This window comes from Pantoea sp. RIT413 (genome assembly GCF_003057675.2).
Lineage (GTDB): Bacteria > Pseudomonadota > Gammaproteobacteria > Enterobacterales > Enterobacteriaceae > Pantoea > Pantoea eucrina.
In genome coordinates, this window is record NZ_QBJB02000019.1 from 1 (window position 1) to 18,557 (window position 18,557).

The following is an 18,557-nucleotide window of genomic DNA, read 5'->3' on the forward strand; positions in this document are numbered from 1 at the left end:
TAGCCCACGGAGCGACTGTAAACCCTAAAGCCGCGTAATGCGGCTTAGGCAGGTTGCGTTGAAGTGGGAATCCTCGCCCTTTAGGGCGGGGAGCAGTCAATGTACGCAGCTGGCGACCTGCAAAACTGACATAAACGAGCCGATGTAATGAAAACTCAACTGATTACCCGCGAAGGCTACAACAAGCTGCGCGCCGAGCACGATCATCTGTGGAATGAGAAGCGTCCGGAGATCACCCGTATCGTCTCCTGGGCCGCCAGCCTCGGCGATCGGTCAGAAAACGCGGACTATACCTACAATAAACGGCTGCTGCGGCAGATTGACCGGCGGGTACGCTACCTGCGCAAATGCCTCGCTGAGCTGAAAATTGTTGATTACGCCCCGCAGCAGGAGGGCAAAGTCTTTTTTGGCGCGTGGGTAGAAGTGGAGAATGAGCAGGGGGAACAAAAGCGTTTTCGCATCGTCGGACCAGATGAAATCTATGGCGATAATGTGAAAGAGTACATCTCGATCGATTCACCTATGGCGCGGGCGCTGATCAAAAAAGAGGTCGATGATGAGGTCACCGTTAACACGCCTGAAGGACAAAAGATCTGGTTTGTGAATCAGATTACCTATCACGACAAGGCGTAAGTGAACTGCACTGCGCGTGGTGAGCCACAGGCAGCGCAGTCCCGGTATAGCGCTTACTTGCCCGGCACCGTTGCGGTAGTGGTTGAGGTGCTGCTGCCATTGCCATCGCCACCGCCACCGCCCATGGTAGCCAGCGCCACGCCCAGCAGTGCTGCTACTGCGCCCACGCCAATTGCATCCGAGTTGCCTTTTGCTGTCGTTGACGCCTGCGCACCGGCGGCTTCACCGACTGACGTTGCCGCCTGAACCTGGGTAAGGCTGGAGAGAACCAGCGCGCTCAGCAGAACAACTTTTTTCATTTTTCTTCTCCACATGACACCGATCGGGTCGATACAGCAGAAGTGTCGGAGATCATCGGGCCGGGCGAAAGTGGTGTTTACTCGCTGATTTAACTGTCTTTATTTATAAATGGTCTTGGATTGTGCCGCCGCTGGGACTCTTCCGAGAGCGTTATAAGGCGCTAACCAGAATCTGCGCAGTTTTGTGCTGCCGGCGGTCTGCTATCCCGCTGAATTGATGTGAAAGCGCAGGGCAGGCTCTGGCAGAGCGGGAAAAGTGCGGTCGAGCCACGCGCAGTGAGAAAAAGTGCCGTTTTTTCAGACAAGCGCTAATCAGGGTAAAATCGGGTGGCAAAAGCGGGAGCGGAGCCGCATTTCAGGCAAGAAATTAAATATAAGCTCCTGTTTAATATGCTTTGTAACAATTTCGCTTAGAATATAAACCATAAATATCTGTCACAGACAGGTCCCTTATCCTCACAATATTGCTTCAGGCAATGGCGCCTTTGGGAGTTGAACATGCAAGAGAACTACAAAATTCTGGTCGTTGATGACGATATGCGTCTGCGCGCGCTGCTGGAACGCTATCTCACCGAACAGGGCTTTCAGGTGCGCAGTGTCGCTAATGCTGAACAGATGGATCGCCTGCTGACGCGTGAATCGTTTCATCTGATGGTGCTGGATTTAATGCTGCCAGGCGAAGATGGCCTCTCTATCTGTCGCCGTCTGCGCAGCCAGAGTAACCCGATGCCGATTATCATGGTGACAGCTAAGGGTGAAGAGGTTGACCGCATTGTCGGGCTGGAAATTGGGGCGGATGACTATATTCCCAAACCGTTTAACCCGCGTGAACTGCTGGCGCGGATCCGCGCGGTGCTGCGTCGTCAGGCCAACGAGTTGCCGGGTGCGCCTTCACAGGAAGAGGCGGTTATCGCCTTCGGCAAATTCAAACTGAACCTCGGCACGCGTGAAATGTTCCGTGAAGATGAGCCTATGCCGCTCACCAGCGGTGAATTTGCCGTGCTGAAAGCGCTGGTAAGTCATCCGCGTGAGCCGCTTTCGCGTGACAAGCTGATGAACCTGGCGCGCGGACGTGAATACAGCGCCATGGAACGCTCAATCGACGTGCAGATTTCGCGCCTGCGCCGCATGGTGGAAGAAGATCCCGCGCATCCGCGCTATATCCAGACCGTCTGGGGTCTGGGCTACGTTTTTGTGCCGGACGGCAGTAAAGCATGAGGCGACTGCGCTTCTCGCCCCGCAGTTCCTTTGCCCGCACCCTGCTGCTGATCGTTACCCTGCTGTTTGTCAGCCTGGTAACGACGTATCTGGTGGTGCTGAACTTCGCTATTCTTCCCAGCCTGCAGCAGTTTAATAAGGTGCTGGCCTATGAAGTGCGTATGCTGATGACCGATCGGCTGCAGCTGGAAGATGGGACACAGCTGGAAGTGCCACCCGCCTTCCGGCGCGAAATTTACCGCGAGCTGGGGATTTCGCTTTATACCAACGCGGCGGCAGAAGAGAGCGGGCTGCGCTGGGCGCAGCACTATGAGTTTCTGAGTGAGCAGATGGCGCAGCAGCTGGGCGGCCCGACCGATGTGCGCGTCGAGGTCAATAAAAACTCGCCGGTTGTCTGGCTGAAAACCTGGCTTTCGCCCGATATCTGGGTGCGGGTGCCGCTGACGGAAATTCATCAGGGCGACTTCTCGCCGCTGTTCCGCTACACGCTGGCAATCATGCTGCTGGCGATTGGCGGAGCCTGGCTGTTTATCCGGATGCAAAACCGGCCGCTGGTGGATCTGGAGCACGCGGCACTGCAGGTGGGTAAAGGCATTATTCCGCCGCCGCTGCGTGAATATGGAGCCTCTGAAGTGCGTTCGGTGACGCGCGCCTTCAATCAGATGGCGGCTGGCGTCAAGCAGCTGGCTGACGATCGCACCCTGCTGATGGCGGGCGTCAGTCACGATCTGCGCACGCCGCTGACGCGCATCCGTCTGGCGACCGAGATGATGGGTGAGCAGGATGGCTACCTGGCGGAGTCGATTAATAAAGATATCGAAGAGTGCAACGCCATCATCGAGCAGTTCATCGATTATCTGCGTACGGGTCAGGAGATGCAGACCGAGCGGGCCGATCTCAATAGCGTGCTGGGAGAAGTGGTCGCGGCTGAGAGCGGCTATGAACGCGAGATTGAGAATGCGGTGATGACCGATGAGCTAATGCTGAATATCAATCCGCTCTCGATTAAACGCGCGGTGGCAAATCTGGTGGTAAATGCTGCGCGTTATGGTAACGGCTGGATCAAAGTCAGCAGCGGCCAGGAGCTTAACCGCGCCTGGTTCCAGGTTGATGATGATGGTCCCGGTATTAAACCCGATCAGCTGCAGCATCTGTTTCAGCCGTTTGTGCGCGGCGACAGCGCCCGCAGTACCAGCGGCACCGGGCTGGGGCTGGCGATTGTGCAGCGCATAATCGATGCGCATGAAGGATCGCTGGAGATTGGTGCCAGCGAGCGCGGCGGATTACGTATCCGCGCCTGGCTGCCGATGCCGGAAAACAGCACCGCGCTGGCCAGCGTCGCGCACAGCACCTGAGCAGACAGAAAAAAGGGCGGCAGTGATGCCGCCCGCTGCAGTAATTCAGCCGTGCTTACAGCTGCGGACCCGCCTGTACCAGCGCTTTACCCGCGTCGTTGTCGGTATACTTCTCAAAGTTAGTAATAAAACGCTGTGCCAGATCCTGCGCGGCCTGCTGCCACTCCGCTTCGCTCTGCCAGCTGCGGCGCGGATCCAGCGTGGCGGCGTCCACCCCGGCCAGCTGCGTCGGGATCTGCAGATTGAACACCGGCAGGGTCACGGTCGCGGCGTTATCCAGCTCGCCTGCCAGAATCGCGTTGATAATCGCCCGGGTATCTTTCAGTGAGTTGCGCTTGCCGCTGCCGTTCCAGCCGGTGTTAACCAGATAAGCCTGCGCGCCCGCCGCTTCCATGCGCTTAACCAGCACTTCAGCATATTGCGTCGGATGCAGGGTCAGAAATGCGGCGCCAAAGCAGGCAGAGAAGGTTGGCGTTGGCTGCGTGACGCCGCGTTCAGTGCCGGCCAGCTTGGCTGTGAAGCCGGAAAGGAAGTGATACTGCGTCTGCTCTGGCGTCAGCCGCGAAACCGGCGGCAGCACGCCAAACGCATCAGCCGTAAGGAAAATGACCTTTTTCGCATGACCCGCTTTGGAAACCGGCTGCACAATGTTTTCAATGTGATTGATCGGATAGGAGACGCGGGTGTTTTCTGTTTTGCTGCCATCGGCGTAATCCACGCTGCCGTCGGCACGCACCACCACGTTTTCCAGCAGCGCATCGCGGCGGATAGCGCGATAGATTTCCGGCTCTGCCTGTTCAGACAGGTTGATGGTTTTTGCATAGCAGCCGCCTTCAAAATTGAAGACGCCGTCATCATCCCAGCCGTGCTCATCATCGCCAATCAGCTGCCGCTCAGGATCGGTGGAGAGCGTGGTCTTACCGGTGCCGGAGAGGCCAAAGAACACGGCCACGTCGCCCGCTTTACCCACGTTCGCGGAGCAGTGCATGGAGGCGATGCCTTTCAGCGGCAGCAGATAGTTCATGATGGCGAAGAGGCCCTTCTTCATTTCGCCGCCGTACCAGGTACCGCCAATCAGCTGCATGCGTTCTGTCAGGTTAAATGCAACAAAATTTTCTGAGTTCAGCCCCTGCGCCTGCCAGTCCGGATTGGTACACTGCGCCGCGTTCATCACCACAAAATCAGGCGTGAAGCTGGCCAGCTCTTCATCGCTCGGGCGGATAAACATGTTTTTCACAAAGTGTGCCTGCCAGGCCACTTCCATCACAAAGCGTACGCTCAGGCGGGAGTCAGGATTGGCACCGCAAAAGGCATCCACCACAAACAGGCGTTTGCCTGAAAGCTGCTGGGTACAGCGATCCTTCAGCGCCTGCCAGGTCTCCTGCGAAAGCGGCTGATTATCGTTTTTACCGTTGCCGGTGCCATTCCACCACAGCGTATCGCGCGTCGTGTCATCGCGGACAATATATTTATCTTTCGGTGAGCGGCCGGTAAAAATGCCGGTATCCACGGCGATTGCGCCGCTCTGCGTCAGGGTGCCTCGCGCATAACCCTCCAGCTCCGGGCGGGTTTCTTCCTGAAACAGCGTGTCATAGTCAGGGTTATACACCACTTCGGTAGTGCCGCTGATGCCCAGGTCGGCGAGGTCTTGCGATGTCAGGCCGTTAACGCGCATGTGACTGCTCCTTAAATCGGTACTTCATTGCATTTTTAGGGGGTGTCTGCCGCGTGGCGCACTCGGTTGCGCAGGACAGATCGCGCGCAGTGTACACATCTGAGCAGAAGCGGAAAGTGAAGATAGTTAAAAATGCGAACTGGAACGTGACAAGCGGAGAAATCGGCTACTTATAAAAGTAAAGTTAGTGAAAATTAGTTAATTTCCGTGAAAAAACATGGGGGTATAGTTTTACGCGAAACGGGCGGCGTGGCCGCCCGCAGCGGAATCAGTGCAGCTGGTCGCTGTCGCTGACAGATTCGTTCCGGATGGCAGCAATATCGACCGCGTCATAGACATAGTGCGTGCCGCAATAGTCGCAGTGCATATCGATTTTGCCATCTTCTTCGAGGATCTCATCCACTTCGCTCTCTGGCAGCGTTTTAAGCACTTCACCGCAGCGCTGGCGCGAGCAGGTGCACTTAAACATAACGGGCAGCGGATCGTAAACGGTGGCTTCTTCCTGATGGTAGAGACGCCACAGCACATCGTTTGCCGGCAGCGTGATCAGCTCTTCCGCTTTCACCGTCTCCGTCAGCATGGCCAGATGATTGAAATCATCCTGACTGGTCTCCTGCGCGGGCAGCACCTGCAGTAAAATACCGGCTGCGCCCTGCTCAGTAGTACGGATAAACAGGCGGGTAGGCAGCTGCTCAGAACGCATGAAATAGTCTTCCAGACAGCCTGCCAGCGTATCCGCCTCAAGACCCACCACGCCCTGATAACGTTCGCCTTTTTCTGGTGTAATGGTGATAACCAGATAGCCGTTACCTGTCATCTCTTTCAGCGTGCTGCCGGGCGCAATCTCTGCACCTTCTTTCACGCGCGCCACGCCACGCAGCTCCTGACGGTTATTACCGTTGATCACTGCCAGCGTCAGCGGACCGTCACCCTGCAGCTGCACCGTGATATCACCGTCAAATTTCAGCGTGGCGGTCAGCAGACTGGTCGCAACCAGCAGCTCGCCCAGCAGCGTTTTTACCGGCTCTGCGTAGTCATGATTGCGGATAATGTCCTGCCAGGTGTGGGAGACATTGACCAGCTCGCCGCGCACGGCAACGTTTTCGAACAGGTAACGGTGTAATTGATCTTGAACAGACATAAGTTTTCTCTCGCAGGGGTGGAAACTATTCATCACCCGACAGTTTAAATTTCATCAGATCGCGGCGCTCTTTTTTATCAGGCCGGCGATCCGGATGTGGCATAGTCAGCGCGTTCAGTTTGCGTGCCAGCGCCGTTTTTTCCCGTTTTTCCACGCTGGCGGCGGTTTCGCTATACATCAGTTGCGCTTCGCTGGCGGGGCGGCGCTGATCGCTGATGGCGTTAACGATCACCGTCCGCTCATCGTTTCCCTGTCGCAGCGTTAACTCCGCGCCGGATTCAACCAGCTTGCTGGGTTTGCTGCGCTGACCGTTATAGTGAACCTTGCCGCCTTCGATCATTTCACGTGCCAGCGCGCGGGTTTTATAGAAGCGCGCGGCCCACAGCCATTTATCAAGGCGTACGCCGTCGCTGATTTTCTCTTTCATTGTGGCTCCTGCTTTAACGCAGCGTTTCACCTTTACCGGTAAACGGGTCCGGCAGGGCGGCGCTGAAAAAGGGTGGCGGCCAGTCGGCGTCGGAAGCGGCTGACGTCCGGGTCTCTGCACCAGACGCTGGCCGGGCTCTCATCACCGCGTCGCGCTATATGCAACCGGCTCTGACGCGAACTTCGCAGAGGAAAAGCTGCAGATACCCGGAGATATGGGCAGAAAGTGATAAATCAAGGTGCGACGCGATGCCGCACCCTATCAGTTTAGCGTAAATGCCGGCCCCGACAGCCGTCGCAAAAAAATGCGCGTCAGGGTAGCACAGAAGGGCGGAGGGTCAGAACAGCGAGCGCACACTCTGCATAGTGCTGAGATTGTGGTTAAAGCATTTATCGTAATATTGCTGAATTTCAGCCATGCGCAGCCGGTTACGATGGATGCGACGCAGCGTCAGTAACCCGTTCACCAGCGCGGAAATCAGCAGTATCAGCATCAGCACAACGCTGCCGATGTAGCGCCATTGCGCCATGGCATCCGGTTCGTTATGCAGCATGATATGGCGTGTCCCGTTAGCGTCGGTACTCATACTGGTAATGATGCCGCTGGCGCTGAACGGCGTATGCAGCAGCATGCCCGCGATACGCTGCAGTTCGCGCCACTGTGAAGGCGCGTCCAGATCAAACAGGGAGACGGCAGGCTGCGGCTGCGTCACCAGCTGCCGGCCTTCATCGCTGATGATAAGAAAGCCGCCCGGCGGCGGGCTGTTAAGCGTTTCCGCCGCACGACGGGTTTCACGGGAAAAGAAGGTTGACGTCGCGGTATTCACCAGATTCTCCAGCGCCTCGGCACTGACAGGCCTTAACAGCACATTCATGCCGCTGAGTTTGCCGGTGTCCGCGCGGTGGATCAGCGAATCCCAGTCTTTTGCATTGCCCAGGTTAACCAGCGCATTTTTCAGCCGGACGCAATCCTGCTGCTGGCTGCAGAGATCCTGCGTCCTTAGCACCAGCTCGGAAAAATCATCCAGCAAAATCATGCCTGACTTCTGAATTGCTGAGGCGAGCTGCGGATTAAGCTTGGGATCGGTACTGGTTTCCGGATGCAGCTGGCGCAGGGTGGTATCCAGCAGCGCAGCGGCCTTGTCAATAATGTCAGACTGCGGCTGAGGCAGCGGAGCAGCTTTGTTCCAGTAGATAGCAGAGCAGTCAAAAGGCATGTAAGCGTAGGTGCGATTGCTCTGGTAATTGCCTGGCACCGAGCACATACCGGTTCCCGTCACCCTGAGCACATCGCCGACGTGCAGCGGCAGGGCAGAGAGCTTATCCACGCTGTCGACCTCAAGACTTTCCGTGCCTTTGACCCAGGCCAGGCTCAGCTTGAGCGGCATACTGAGCGGGATCCAGGTCAGCAGCATTGCCAGTACCAGCAGTGAACCGCAGGCCAGTACCAGATTCTTGCGCCACCGCTGGACCGGGAAATTCCTGACTTCATCCTGCAGCGACAAAAAACGCCCCTGACGCACAACCTGGCGGTTCAGATAGATATCCACTTCGGTGATCTGTCCCAGATCGTGAGCGATATAAGGCTGCCAGTGCGGCGGGTAGATGAGATCGATAATGCCCAGCGAAATGTTGCTCTGCTCCTGGTTCGATTCACCAAACAGGCCCCAGCGTTTCGGCGCACCGCGCAGGCAGTGAATATCACGCAGTCTTTTCTCACCGGGAAAACGACAGAGGAACCAGAGGCTGACGGCGATCATTACGCAGCCAGGCACCACCAGCCAGAGCAGGAGATTGCCCGGCAGCACCAGACCGAGAAAAAACAGCAAAAAAGCGCAGCTGATAACGACCGCTTCACGCGTACCGTCAGGCCGCGAAAGCTGGTACTCCTCGTGCGACTCTTTGCGCACCCGCAGTAACTCAACGTTTTCACTCTCTGCTTTACGGATAGAGGCGTTGGTACTGGCAGGCTGGATCAGCGGCGGCAGGGCGGGTTGCTCAATGGCGTAGTTAACCAGCGAGTGACCATTCAGCGAGATGACCAGCGGCAGCGTCTGCGTGCGGATCAGCTCAACGTAATTTTCATCGGCAATATACTGTTCCCAGAGCGGTGGCAGATGCACTTCCACTTCATCGAGATAGTAGCGCCATTTGTGCGGATCGTCGGTTGAGAGACCGTAGCGGGTGATGGAACGGGTAACCGGGTAGACATGATTGCTCTGAGCCGTCAGCGTCAGCGCTTCCGCTTCCGTGGCAAAGCGGGCGCGGGTGCGCGGCGGCTGACGTTTTGCCAGCGCAGCCAGATACTTTTCTACTGCGATGCGCTCATCATCAGAGAGTTTGCGGCAGGGCGGACTGATAAACGGCAGAGGTCGCGCTAACGGCGGACGATGCCGCATAGCGTACCAGTAAGTGATACCTGCTAATGATGAGCCGATCAGCATCACTGTCAGGATGACAATAAAAGTGCTCATGCTCAGCTCATTCCAGCCAACGAAATGCCTTCACGTTAACGTTCTACTCCCGGCGAAAATCGTAAGATGTGTCAATTCTGGCGAGCAGAAGAGGTTCTGACAAGAAGAAACACAGATAAAATAATGCGCTAAATCATCGGATTATAAATTATTAGATTAATCCCTGATAGGATGTTAACCAGGCAATACTCAATTAAATATCGGTATTTTCTGAATTTCGCGTTGAGGCGTTGACTTATGCTTAAAGCGAGCGAGCGCATAGCGCGCCATACGGCGGGCCGCGCAATCCGGCAGCGGCTTAGCCTGCGTTGCCTGTCGCACATTTGCGCGGCCTTCGGTATGCTGGCGCTATCGCATTTCACAAGGTTGTGCAACGTCTGAGGCTGATATGACCACTCCATTGAAAAAACCTGACATCCTCAAGGTAGAAGCGGTGGCCCGCTCCCGCCTGTTTACCATTGAAGCCGTCGATCTCGCTTTCAGCAATGGTGCACGCCGCGTTTATGAGCGCATGAAGCCTTCTGAACGCGAAGCGGTAATGATTGTGCCGATTCTCGGCGACGACGTTATCCTGATTCAGGAGTATGGGGTGGGGCTGGAAAGCTATGAACTTGGTTTTCCAAAAGGGCTAATCGATCCGGGCGAAAGCGCCTTTGAGGCGGCCGACCGGGAACTTAAAGAAGAGGCTGGCTACGGCGCGACGCATCTTGAAGCCCTCGGCAAGCTCACCATGGCACCCTCTTACTTCTCCAGCAAAATGAATATCGTTGTGGCTGAAGGCCTCTATGAAGAGAAGCTGGAAGGGGATGAGCCGGAACCGCTGGTGGTACGACGCTGGCCGCTGAAGAATTTGCTGGCGCTGCTGGAAGAACCCGACTTCAGCGAAGCGCGTAACGTCAGTGCGCTGTTTCTGGTGCGCGAATGGCTGGTAAAACAGGGCCGGCTTGATTACTGAATAGAAAAGGCGCCCGCAGGCGCCTGTTTATCAGAACAGTTCGTGGCTTTCGCCATTGTCCATAATGGTTGTGCCGACGTCGTGCACGCTATATTCCACCGGCTGCGTGCCGTCAATGAAATACTCCTGACGCGTATTGCCACCACCGTTAGCCAGTTTGCCGGTTGCCCGGTCAATAGTCACGGTGACCACGCCTTCCGGCGGCGTCAGCGGCTGCACCGGTACGCCCTCCAGCGCAGATTTCATATAGTCATCCCACGCCGGCTGCGCGCTCTTGGCTCCGCCCTCGTAACCGGAAATCTGATCCGGAATCGCACCTGATACGGTTGAACGTCCCAGCGCGCGTGAATCATCAAAGCCAATCCAGACCGACGTCACCACACCCGGGCCATAGCCGGAGAACCAGGCATCTTTAGAGCTGTTTGTCGTACCGGTTTTTCCGCCAATATCATTTCGCTTCAGATCGCGTCCGGCACGCCAGCCGGTACCCATCCAGCCCGGCTCGCCAAAGATATTGGAGTTAAGCGCGCTTTTGATCAGGAAAGAGAGCGGGGTATTAATCACGTGCGGCGCATACTGCTGATCGCCTGCTGGCTGCGGCTGTGCCGGAACCTGCTCCAGCGCTGGCTGTGGCACCGTCTGATTCTTCGACTCATCAGAGGTGGCGACGTTCTCCACGCTCTCTTCATTCAGGGCAACTGACTTCTTCGTATCACCATAGATCACCGGCAGATTACACTGCGGACAGGCAATCTTAGGCTTTGTTTCAAAAATCACGCCTCCCTGCTCATCCTCAATGCGGGTGATGAAATAGGGGTCAACCAGGAAACCGCCGTTTGCCATGACCGCATAGCCACGCGCCACTTGCAGTGGGGTGAATGAAGCCGCACCCAGCGCCAGCGACTCGGTATGAATAATATTTTGCGCCGGGAAGCCAAAGCGCTGCAGATATTCCGCAGCATAATCGACGCCCATCGCGCGCATGGCGCGTACCATCACCACGTTTTTAGACTCTCCCAGCCCCTGCCGTAAACGGATAGGACCAGCATAGGTTGGCGGCGAGTTTTTAGGCCGCCAGTCTGCGCCTGCGCCGGCGTCCCAGCGGGAAATCGGCACATCGTTGAGGATAGAAGCCAGCGTCAGACCACGATCCATAGCGGCGGTATAGAGGAAAGGCTTGATGTTCGATCCCACCTGGCGCAGCGCCTGGGTGGCACGGTTAAACATGCTCTGATTGAAATCGAATCCGCCCACCAGCGCGCGCACTGCGCCATCTTCCGGATTCAGCGACACCAGCGCAGAGTTCACCAGCGGTACCTGACCCAGCCACCACTCATCGCCCACTTTACGTACCCAGATCTGCTGACCAGCCTGCAGCACCTGCGTGATACTGCGCGGCGTCGGGCCCTGCAGCGTGTCTGATTTATAAGGGCGCGCCCAGCGCACGCCGGAGAGTTTCAGCGCGACCGTGCTGCCATCTTTCAGTAAGGCCGTGGCCTCCTGAGCGCTGGCGCTGGTCACCACTGCGGCATTCAGCGGTCCGTAGGCGGGCAGTGTTTTCAGCGTTTTAAGAATACGCGGCTGATCCCAGCTGGTCTCGCCCACTTTCCATAATACGGCGGTCGGGCCGCGATAGCCGTGGCGCATATCATAAGCCATAACGTTATTACGCACCGCCTGCTGCGCCGCCTCCTGCAGGCGACGGGTTACGGTGGTATACACCTTGTAGCCGTCGTCATAGGCGCGATCGCCGTAACGTTTCACCATTTCCTGACGCACCATTTCACTGAGATAAGGGGCAGAAAAGGCGATCTCAGGACCGTGATAGCTGGCGGTCAGCGGCGTATTACGGGCCTCTTCATACTGCTGCTGTGTGATGTCGTTCTGATCCAGCATGCGCGCCAGCACCACATTACGACGCGCCAGCGCCCGGCTGTGCGAATAGAGCGGGTTGAAGGTTGAGGGCGCTTTCGGCAGGCCAGCGATCATCGCCATTTCACTCAGCGACAGCTGATCGACCGTTTTACCGAAATAGACCTGCGCCGCCGCGCCAACGCCATACGCGCGATAGCCGAGATAGATTTTATTGAGGTAAAGCTCAAGGATCTCATCTTTGCTCAGCAGCTGCTCAATGCGGATGGCCAGGAACGCTTCCTTGATTTTACGCATCAGCGTACGTTCAGGGCTCAGAAAGAAGTTACGCGCCAGCTGCTGAGTAATCGTACTGGCACCCTGCGACGCATGGCCTGACATCAGCGCGATGCTGGCGGCACGGAAAATCCCCACCGGATCGACACCGTGATGCTCATAAAAGCGGCTATCTTCGGTCGCGATAAATGCTTTGATCAGCTCTGGCGGCATCTGCTTCAGCGTCAGCGGTACGCGGCGTTTTTCACCATACTGGGCGATCAGCTCGCCATCGGCGCTGTAAACCTGCATCGGCGTCTGCAAACGCACATCTTTCAATGTGTTCACATCGGGCAGCTGCGGCTCTATATACTTGTACAAGCCATAAACCGTACCGGCTCCCAGCAAAATGCAACACACTGCAAGAATCAATAAATACTTTACGAACTTCACCTGAGAATTCCCATCTGTTGGCGTTTGGGCAGTTTATAAACAATCGCGCGGTAGTATAAAGGCAAGCCTGACGCTTTGATATACCCGTCATTTGCCTGTCATTCAGCATAGCCGGGTTTAGCGTTTACCTTTGATGATAAGGAGATCGCGCGTATGGCTTTTCAGCGCTGGCAAATTGGACTGGATATTCAGAACAGGCACCTGTGTGCGCTGGGTATTGAACGCCGTCGTCATGGCTGGCAGCTGCGACACTGGTGGCAGCAAGCGCTGCCGCACGATACGTTACGCAACGGCGTGTTGCAAAGCTCGCCGCTGTTACAGGAGATGTTAGCGTCGTGGCGGCGGCAGCTGCCGGCGCAGTTTTCCCTGCGCGTTGGCCTGCCGCCACAGCTGGTTCTGCAGCGGACCTTGCCGCTGCCCGACACCTCGCTGCGCGAACCCGCTTTAAATCGTTATGTCACTGCCGCCGCCCGTACCCTCTTTCCGGTGGAAACCGCGCTGCTGGCGTTTGACTATCAGTGTGACGCGGCTGAAAACAGGCTGCAGGTTACGGCGGCACGGCGGGACGTAATGGCGCAATGGCTGCAGCCGCTGCAGCAGGCGGGTCTGGAGCCTGACATCTTTGAACTGAGCACGCAGGCCCTGATGCAGGTCGCACAGCAGCTGCCGCTTGCCCCCCATACGCTGCTGATCCACCCGGCAGGCGAGCACGGGTTCTGGGTGTTTAATGATGGCGCGCTGCGCTGCGGGAGCGTCACAGGCGCGCTCGATGCAGACACTGTTACACAGCTCTTTCCGCAGGTATCGGACTCGCTTTGTACCTCTTCGTCAGCCCTGACCACACTACAGGCGAAGCTGTGCCTGCCGCTCTCATTATTACGCTACCAGCAGCCGCCTCTGCCCGCACAGCAGGGCGACTTTACGCTGGCGCTGGGACTGGCGCTGCGTCCCGGAGACAGCTCATGCTAAGGGTTAATCTGCTGCCGTGGCGTGAGCGGCAGTGGCAGAAGTGCTGCCGGCAGACGAAATATCTGCTGATTACCGCGTTAACACTGCCGCTGCTCGTTGCGCTGGTGCTGGGAGGATATAGCAGACAGCAGCTGACTCAGGCTGAAAGCGCGACAGAACAGGCCCGGCAGCGACTGCTCGCGCTGCGGCACCTGCGCACGCAACAGCAATCACTGCTGCAGGCGCGCGACAGGCTGCTGGACTTACAGCAGCAGCGTCAGCAGGTGGCGCTGCAGTATCAGCACTGGCAACGTTTCTGGCAGCAGCTGCCGGGGCTGCTGCCGGATGCATTGTGGCTGGAGCGTATCGATCGTCAGCAGCAGCTGCTGCGCGTCGAAGGGTGGAGTGACAGCGTGGCTGCGGTGAGCGAGCTGCGCCATCGGTTGCTGGCACAGCCGCTGTTTGCCGCCGTCAGGCAGAGGGCGATAACCCGGCAGTCCGATGGCCGATACCGCTTCACGCTGCAGGCGCGGATGCGGGAGCCGCGCAATGAATGAGCTGATGTGGCGCTATGCGCTGTGGCCTTTTGCCTGGCGTGCCGGTTGCAGCACGCTGGTTGCCGCAGCCGTGCTGCTGCTGCTCTGGCTGCTGCTGCTGCAACCCCAGCAGCAAGCGCTGGCACAGCAGCGGACAGCGCTGACAGCGCTTACCGCGCAGCAAAGCCAGCTGCAGCAGGCGCTGCAGCCGTCAGTCGCCACGCTTACGCAGGAGATCGCTATGTTACAGATGCCGCAGCGCGGCAGCGCGGCCAGCGCATCGCTGGAGCAGCTGGTGAACACGCGTGGCGCGCAGCTGCAAAACTGGCAGCCGCAGGCTCAGCCATCAGAACTGGTGCTGCAGCTGGAGTGGCGTGAATTTATGCCGCTGTTCAGTGAGCTGGCCGGAACCGCTCAGCCGGTACCGCAGCGTTTTTCACTGCGGTCCGGCGCGCGTCTGCTGACGGCAGAGCTGTGGCTGGAGCAATCCGATGCGGAGTAGCGCGCTGCTGTGCCTGCTGCTCTGGGTCGGTGCCGTCGCAGCACGCAATCCTTTCGTCCCTCTGACCACCCGCGCCTGCGAACCGCCTGCCGCCACGCCGCAGAACTGGCGTCTGCAGGGCGTGGCAGGTCGCGCACCCCACTTTGTCGCCTGGGTAATATCGCCCGAGGGGAAAAGCTACCGGCTGGAGCCATCCATTCCTTTTCCGGTTTATCCCTGGCAGGTCGCGGGGATAACCGCGCGCACGCTGACGTTAACCGCGCCGCGCCGCTGTGTGAAGCAACAGATCGTTTGGGTAATTAAAGGAGGCTTTTATGAAACGGATCGTGATGCTGCTGGGGCTTATGTTAAGCACCCCGCTGCAGGCGCAGACCAGCACGCTGAGCCTGGTATTTGACGATGCGCCGGTAGAGCGCATTCTGCAGGCGCTGGCGGATTATCAGCAGACTAATCTGCTGATTGCGCCTGGGGTTGAGGGACGACTGTCGCTGCGCCTGGAGAAGGTAAGCGCAGAGCATGCCCTGTCGCTGATTTCCCGCCTGACCGATCTTGTTCTGATAGAAGAGGAGGGGGTGCTGCTGGTCTATCCGCAAAGCTGGCAGCAGCGTCAGATGCAGCGGGTCCGGCAGGAGCAGGAAGATAAACAGGCGCAGCGGACGCTGGAGCAGCGCACCGTTACGCTTCATTATGCCAGCGCCAGCGATATTCACCGCAGCCTGCAGGGAGAGCCTTCACTGATGTCAGCACGCGGCAGCGTCACGGTCGATAGCCGTACTAACTCACTGCTGCTGCGCGACACGGCACCGGCTCTGGAAAGCACGACGCGCTGGATCAAAGCCCTCGACCGGCCGCTGGAGCAGGTGGAGCTGCAGGCGCATATCGTGACGCTTAACGAAGAGCATCTGCGTGAACTGGGCGTCAGCTGGCAGCTCTCTCCGGCAGATGCGGTAGCGGCGACGCTGCGCAATCCGCAGCTTAGCCTGCCGCTGGCGGTCAGTACGCCAGCACTGCGCGCCGGGGTGACGCTGGGTAAAATGAGCGGTGAATTGCTGAATCTTGAGCTGAGCGCGCTGGAGCAGGAGAATCAGATCGATATCATCGCCAGCCCGCGGCTCTTTACTGCGCATCAGCAGACGGCCACCATCAAACAGGGCACCGAAATTCCGTACGAGGTGAAGTCAGGCAACAGCGGTGCGACGGCAATCGAGTTCAAAGAGGCGGTGCTGGGTATGGAGGTCACTCCCACGGTTCTGGGCAACGGTCGCATTCAGCTGCGGCTGCGGCTGAGCCAGAACATGCCTGGCCGCAGCCTGACGCTGGGAGAGAACCAGGTGCTGAGCATTGAAAAGCAGGAAATTGAGACGCAGGTGACGCTGCGTGATGGCGAAACGCTGGCGCTGGGCGGCATTTTTCAGCAGCAGCGCACGCAGAGTGAAAAGCGCGTGCCGTGGCTGGGAGAAGTGCCGCTGCTGGGCGCGCTGTTCCGGCAGCAGCTGCACGAGCAGAAAAAACGTGAGCTGGTTATCTTTATTACCCCCAGACTGGTCAGGGAAGCAGCGCTTTCTGCCGGATAAAGCGGAAAATTCGTTCTGTAGTGCCGTGCGCGTTGACGCCAGAGAGGAATTAGCTTACAAGGTTTAGCGATTTTAAAACGGTGTAGCGGTACGCGGCAGGATAATCTTCCGACGGGCGTCAGTCACAAGCGATACTGGCGTCAAAAAAGAAATATGCCAGCATAAAGTGGGCAGCAGCAAGCAGATAAAGGGCCGTTTTCAGCGCTAATATCAGCCGATGATAAGCACCGGCAACCCCCGGCCTGCGCAGCTGTAGCCCGTTTAATGAAGGCACGTAAGGAAGAGCGTTACCGTCTCGCGAACCAAAGACCATACCTGTGTGCAGGTTGCCGGAGGCGATTTATTCGGTTGCCAAACGGCCATGAGTGTTGAGATAATTTTCTATCTGACTCTTGCTAATGCTTATGAGGTCTCAGTTCCTGTCCCGCCAGCAACGCGCTGAACGCGGGGTATCATCAACGAATTCTTAGTAATACCGACAAAATGGCAGAGAAACGCAATATCTTTCTGGTTGGGCCGATGGGTGCCGGCAAAAGCACTATTGGTCGTCAGTTAGCTCAGCAACTCAATATGGAATTTTTCGATTCCGATCAGGAAATTGAGCGACGTACCGGAGCGGATGTAGGCTGGGTATTTGATGTGGAAGGCGAAGCTGGTTTCCGCGATCGCGAAGAAAAAATCATTAACGAGCTGACCGAGAAACAAGGCATCGTACTGGCGACCGGCGGCGGTTCCGTCAAATCCCGTGAAACGCGCAATCGTCTCTCCGCCCGCGGCGTGGTTGTCTATCTGGAAACCACCATCGAAAAGCAGCTTGCCCGCACGCAGCGCGATAAAAAGCGCCCGCTGCTGCAGGTTGATGAACCGCCTCGTGAAGTGCTCGAAGCACTGGCAGATGAACGCAATCCGCTTTATGAAGAGATCGCTGACGTCACTATTCGCACTGATGATCAAAGTGCCAAAGTGGTCGCCAATCAGATCATCAACATGCTGGAAAAAAATTAATCCAGCATCCTGAGGGCTCAGCAACAGGTATCGGTCATCATGGAGAAGATCACTGTCTCACTGGGGGATCGTAGTTACCCCATTACCATTGCTGCCGGATTGTTTAAGGATCCGGCTTCTTTTTGGCCGCTGAAGGCAGGCGATCGCGCCATGCTGGTAACCAACCAGACGCTGGCCCCGCTCTATCTCGGGAAAGTCGCAACGCTGCTGACCCAGGCGGGCATCCATGTTGATCAGGTGATTTTGCCTGACGGTGAGCAGTATAAAACGCTGACCGTCATGGATGAGGTCTTTACCGCGCTGCTGCAGAAGCCGCACGGCCGCGACACCACGCTGATTGCGCTGGGTGGCGGCGTGATTGGCGATCTCACCGGATTTGCCGCTGCCAGCTATCAGCGCGGCGTCCGATTTATTCAGGTGCCCACCACGCTGCTGGCGCAGGTTGACTCGTCAGTAGGCGGAAAAACCGCCGTCAATCATCCGCTCGGTAAAAACATGATTGGCGCGTTTTATCAGCCCGCCTCAGTGGTTATCGACACGGATTGCCTCTCCACGCTACCGCCGCGCGAGCTGGCGTCTGGCCTGGCAGAGGTGATCAAATACGGCATTATTCTGGACGGTGAATTCTTCCACTGGCTGGAGCAAAATCTTGATGCGCTGCTGGCGCTGGATGCGCGCGCAATCGCCTGGTGTATTCGCCGCTGCTGCGAGCTGAAAGCGGAAGTGGTTGCTGCCGACGAGCGTGAAAACGGCCAGCGTGCGCTGCTCAATCTGGGCCATACGTTTGGTCATGCGATTGAAGCGCATATGGGCTATGGCAACTGGCTGCATGGCGAAGCCGTGGCCGCAGGTATGGTGATGGCCGCGCGTACGGCGCAACGGCTGGGGCAATTTACCGCAGCAGAGAGCGAACGCGTGATTGCGCTGCTGCAGCGTGCTGGCTTGCCGGTAACCGGTCCCGCTGAGATGACAGCTGAAGCGTATCTGCCGCACATGATGCGCGACAAAAAAGTGATCGGGGGCGAGCTGCGTATGGTGCTGCCTCTCGCTATTGGTCGCTCTGAAGTGCGTGCCGGTGTTGCACATGATATGGTGCTGGCTGCAATTAACGATTGTCGCAGTAACTAAGCGCGAATGTAGCGTTCTGACAGCAGACCGTCATATAACGCTGCGGCAGGCAAGTTCAGGCTGAAGAAGAACGTTGTGATACGGTGTGTCGGAGACGCACCGTTTTAC

At 57.4% G+C, this 18,557-nt stretch carries 18 protein-coding genes; 11 read left to right on the top strand and 7 right to left on the bottom strand.

The features are described from left to right. The first annotated feature begins 147 nt into the window (after window positions 1–147). Entirely contained in the window at window positions 148–633 is a 486-nt protein-coding gene (gene greB, locus DBY66_RS16340) for a transcription elongation factor GreB (protein WP_039380962.1), read from the top strand. 53 nt (window positions 634–686) lie between these two features. Here greB and yjbE read toward each other — a convergent pair whose 3' ends face one another. Then, window positions 687–932, bottom strand: a complete 246-nt coding sequence (yjbE, locus tag DBY66_RS16345) for an exopolysaccharide production protein YjbE (protein WP_039380960.1) — start codon at window positions 930–932, stop codon at window positions 687–689. A 498-nt stretch (window positions 933–1,430) separates the two neighbouring features. On the opposite strand from yjbE, the gene ompR reads away from it, so the two are divergent. Continuing rightward, on the top strand, window positions 1,431–2,150 hold the full coding sequence (gene ompR / locus DBY66_RS16350; RefSeq protein ID WP_001157751.1) for a two-component system response regulator OmpR: 720 nt from the start codon (window positions 1,431–1,433) through the stop codon (window positions 2,148–2,150). Beyond that, complete coding sequence (gene envZ, locus DBY66_RS16355) at window positions 2,147–3,505, top strand: two-component system sensor histidine kinase EnvZ (RefSeq protein WP_039380956.1); 1,359 nt, start codon at window positions 2,147–2,149, stop codon at window positions 3,503–3,505. Before ompR ends, envZ begins: the two co-directional genes overlap by 4 nt. 55 nt (window positions 3,506–3,560) lie before the next feature. Here envZ and pckA read toward each other — a convergent pair whose 3' ends face one another. The 5 genes from pckA to DBY66_RS16375 form a co-directional block, all read right to left on the bottom strand. Then, entirely contained in the window at window positions 3,561–5,180 is a 1,620-nt protein-coding gene (gene pckA / locus DBY66_RS16360; protein ID WP_039380954.1) for a phosphoenolpyruvate carboxykinase (ATP), read from the bottom strand. A 268-nt stretch (window positions 5,181–5,448) separates the two neighbouring features. Continuing rightward, on the bottom strand, window positions 5,449–6,321 hold the full coding sequence (hslO, locus tag DBY66_RS16365; protein ID WP_039380951.1) for an Hsp33 family molecular chaperone HslO: 873 nt from the start codon (window positions 6,319–6,321) through the stop codon (window positions 5,449–5,451). A gap of 25 nt (window positions 6,322–6,346) precedes the next feature. After that, complete coding sequence (gene hslR, locus DBY66_RS16370) at window positions 6,347–6,748, bottom strand: ribosome-associated heat shock protein Hsp15 (protein ID WP_039380949.1); 402 nt, start codon at window positions 6,746–6,748, stop codon at window positions 6,347–6,349. Between the two features lie 13 nt (window positions 6,749–6,761). Next, a complete protein-coding gene (locus DBY66_RS18090) occupies window positions 6,762–6,890 on the bottom strand; it encodes a hypothetical protein (protein ID WP_255421007.1) in 129 nt (42 codons plus the stop codon). A gap of 195 nt (window positions 6,891–7,085) precedes the next feature. Continuing rightward, window positions 7,086–9,221 carry an intracellular growth attenuator family protein gene (locus tag DBY66_RS16375; protein WP_071669286.1) on the bottom strand — a complete coding sequence of 712 codons (2,136 nt, stop codon included), beginning with the start codon at window positions 9,219–9,221 and terminating at the stop codon, window positions 7,086–7,088. A gap of 388 nt (window positions 9,222–9,609) precedes the next feature. On the opposite strand from DBY66_RS16375, the gene nudE reads away from it, so the two are divergent. Beyond that, complete coding sequence (gene nudE, locus DBY66_RS16385; protein ID WP_104086019.1) at window positions 9,610–10,176, top strand: ADP compounds hydrolase NudE; 567 nt, start codon at window positions 9,610–9,612, stop codon at window positions 10,174–10,176. Window positions 10,177–10,206: 30 nt separating this feature from the next. On the opposite strand, the gene mrcA is transcribed toward nudE, so the two are convergent. After that, window positions 10,207–12,756, bottom strand: coding sequence for a peptidoglycan glycosyltransferase/peptidoglycan DD-transpeptidase MrcA (gene mrcA / locus DBY66_RS16390; RefSeq protein ID WP_039380941.1), 2,550 nt, complete (start codon window positions 12,754–12,756; stop codon window positions 10,207–10,209). A gap of 153 nt (window positions 12,757–12,909) precedes the next feature. Between mrcA and pilM the strand changes: the two genes are divergently transcribed. The 7 genes from pilM (at window position 12,910) to aroB (ending at window position 18,449) form a co-directional block, all read left to right on the top strand. Next, window positions 12,910–13,725: a pilus assembly protein PilM gene (pilM, locus tag DBY66_RS16395; protein WP_039380938.1), complete on the top strand. Its 816-nt coding sequence runs from the start codon at window positions 12,910–12,912 to the stop codon at window positions 13,723–13,725. Continuing rightward, on the top strand, window positions 13,719–14,261 hold the full coding sequence (locus DBY66_RS16400; protein WP_039380935.1) for a PilN domain-containing protein: 543 nt from the start codon (window positions 13,719–13,721) through the stop codon (window positions 14,259–14,261). The genes pilM and DBY66_RS16400 overlap by 7 nt, the downstream gene beginning before the upstream one ends. After that, entirely contained in the window at window positions 14,254–14,742 is a 489-nt protein-coding gene (locus DBY66_RS16405; protein WP_094111195.1) for a hypothetical protein, read from the top strand. The genes DBY66_RS16400 and DBY66_RS16405 overlap by 8 nt, the downstream gene beginning before the upstream one ends. After that, window positions 14,732–15,139 carry a HofP DNA utilization family protein gene (locus DBY66_RS16410; protein ID WP_039380932.1) on the top strand — a complete coding sequence of 136 codons (408 nt, stop codon included), beginning with the start codon at window positions 14,732–14,734 and terminating at the stop codon, window positions 15,137–15,139. The genes DBY66_RS16405 and DBY66_RS16410 overlap by 11 nt, the downstream gene beginning before the upstream one ends. Next, a complete protein-coding gene (hofQ, locus tag DBY66_RS16415; RefSeq protein WP_108570286.1) occupies window positions 15,057–16,316 on the top strand; it encodes a DNA uptake porin HofQ in 1,260 nt (419 codons plus the stop codon). The genes DBY66_RS16410 and hofQ overlap by 83 nt, the downstream gene beginning before the upstream one ends. Before the next feature lie 483 nt (window positions 16,317–16,799). After that, entirely contained in the window at window positions 16,800–17,321 is a 522-nt protein-coding gene (aroK, locus tag DBY66_RS16420) for a shikimate kinase AroK (RefSeq protein ID WP_039380929.1), read from the top strand. 39 nt (window positions 17,322–17,360) lie between these two features. After that, entirely contained in the window at window positions 17,361–18,449 is a 1,089-nt protein-coding gene (gene aroB, locus DBY66_RS16425; RefSeq protein ID WP_108570287.1) for a 3-dehydroquinate synthase, read from the top strand. Window positions 18,450–18,557 lie beyond the last annotated feature (108 nt).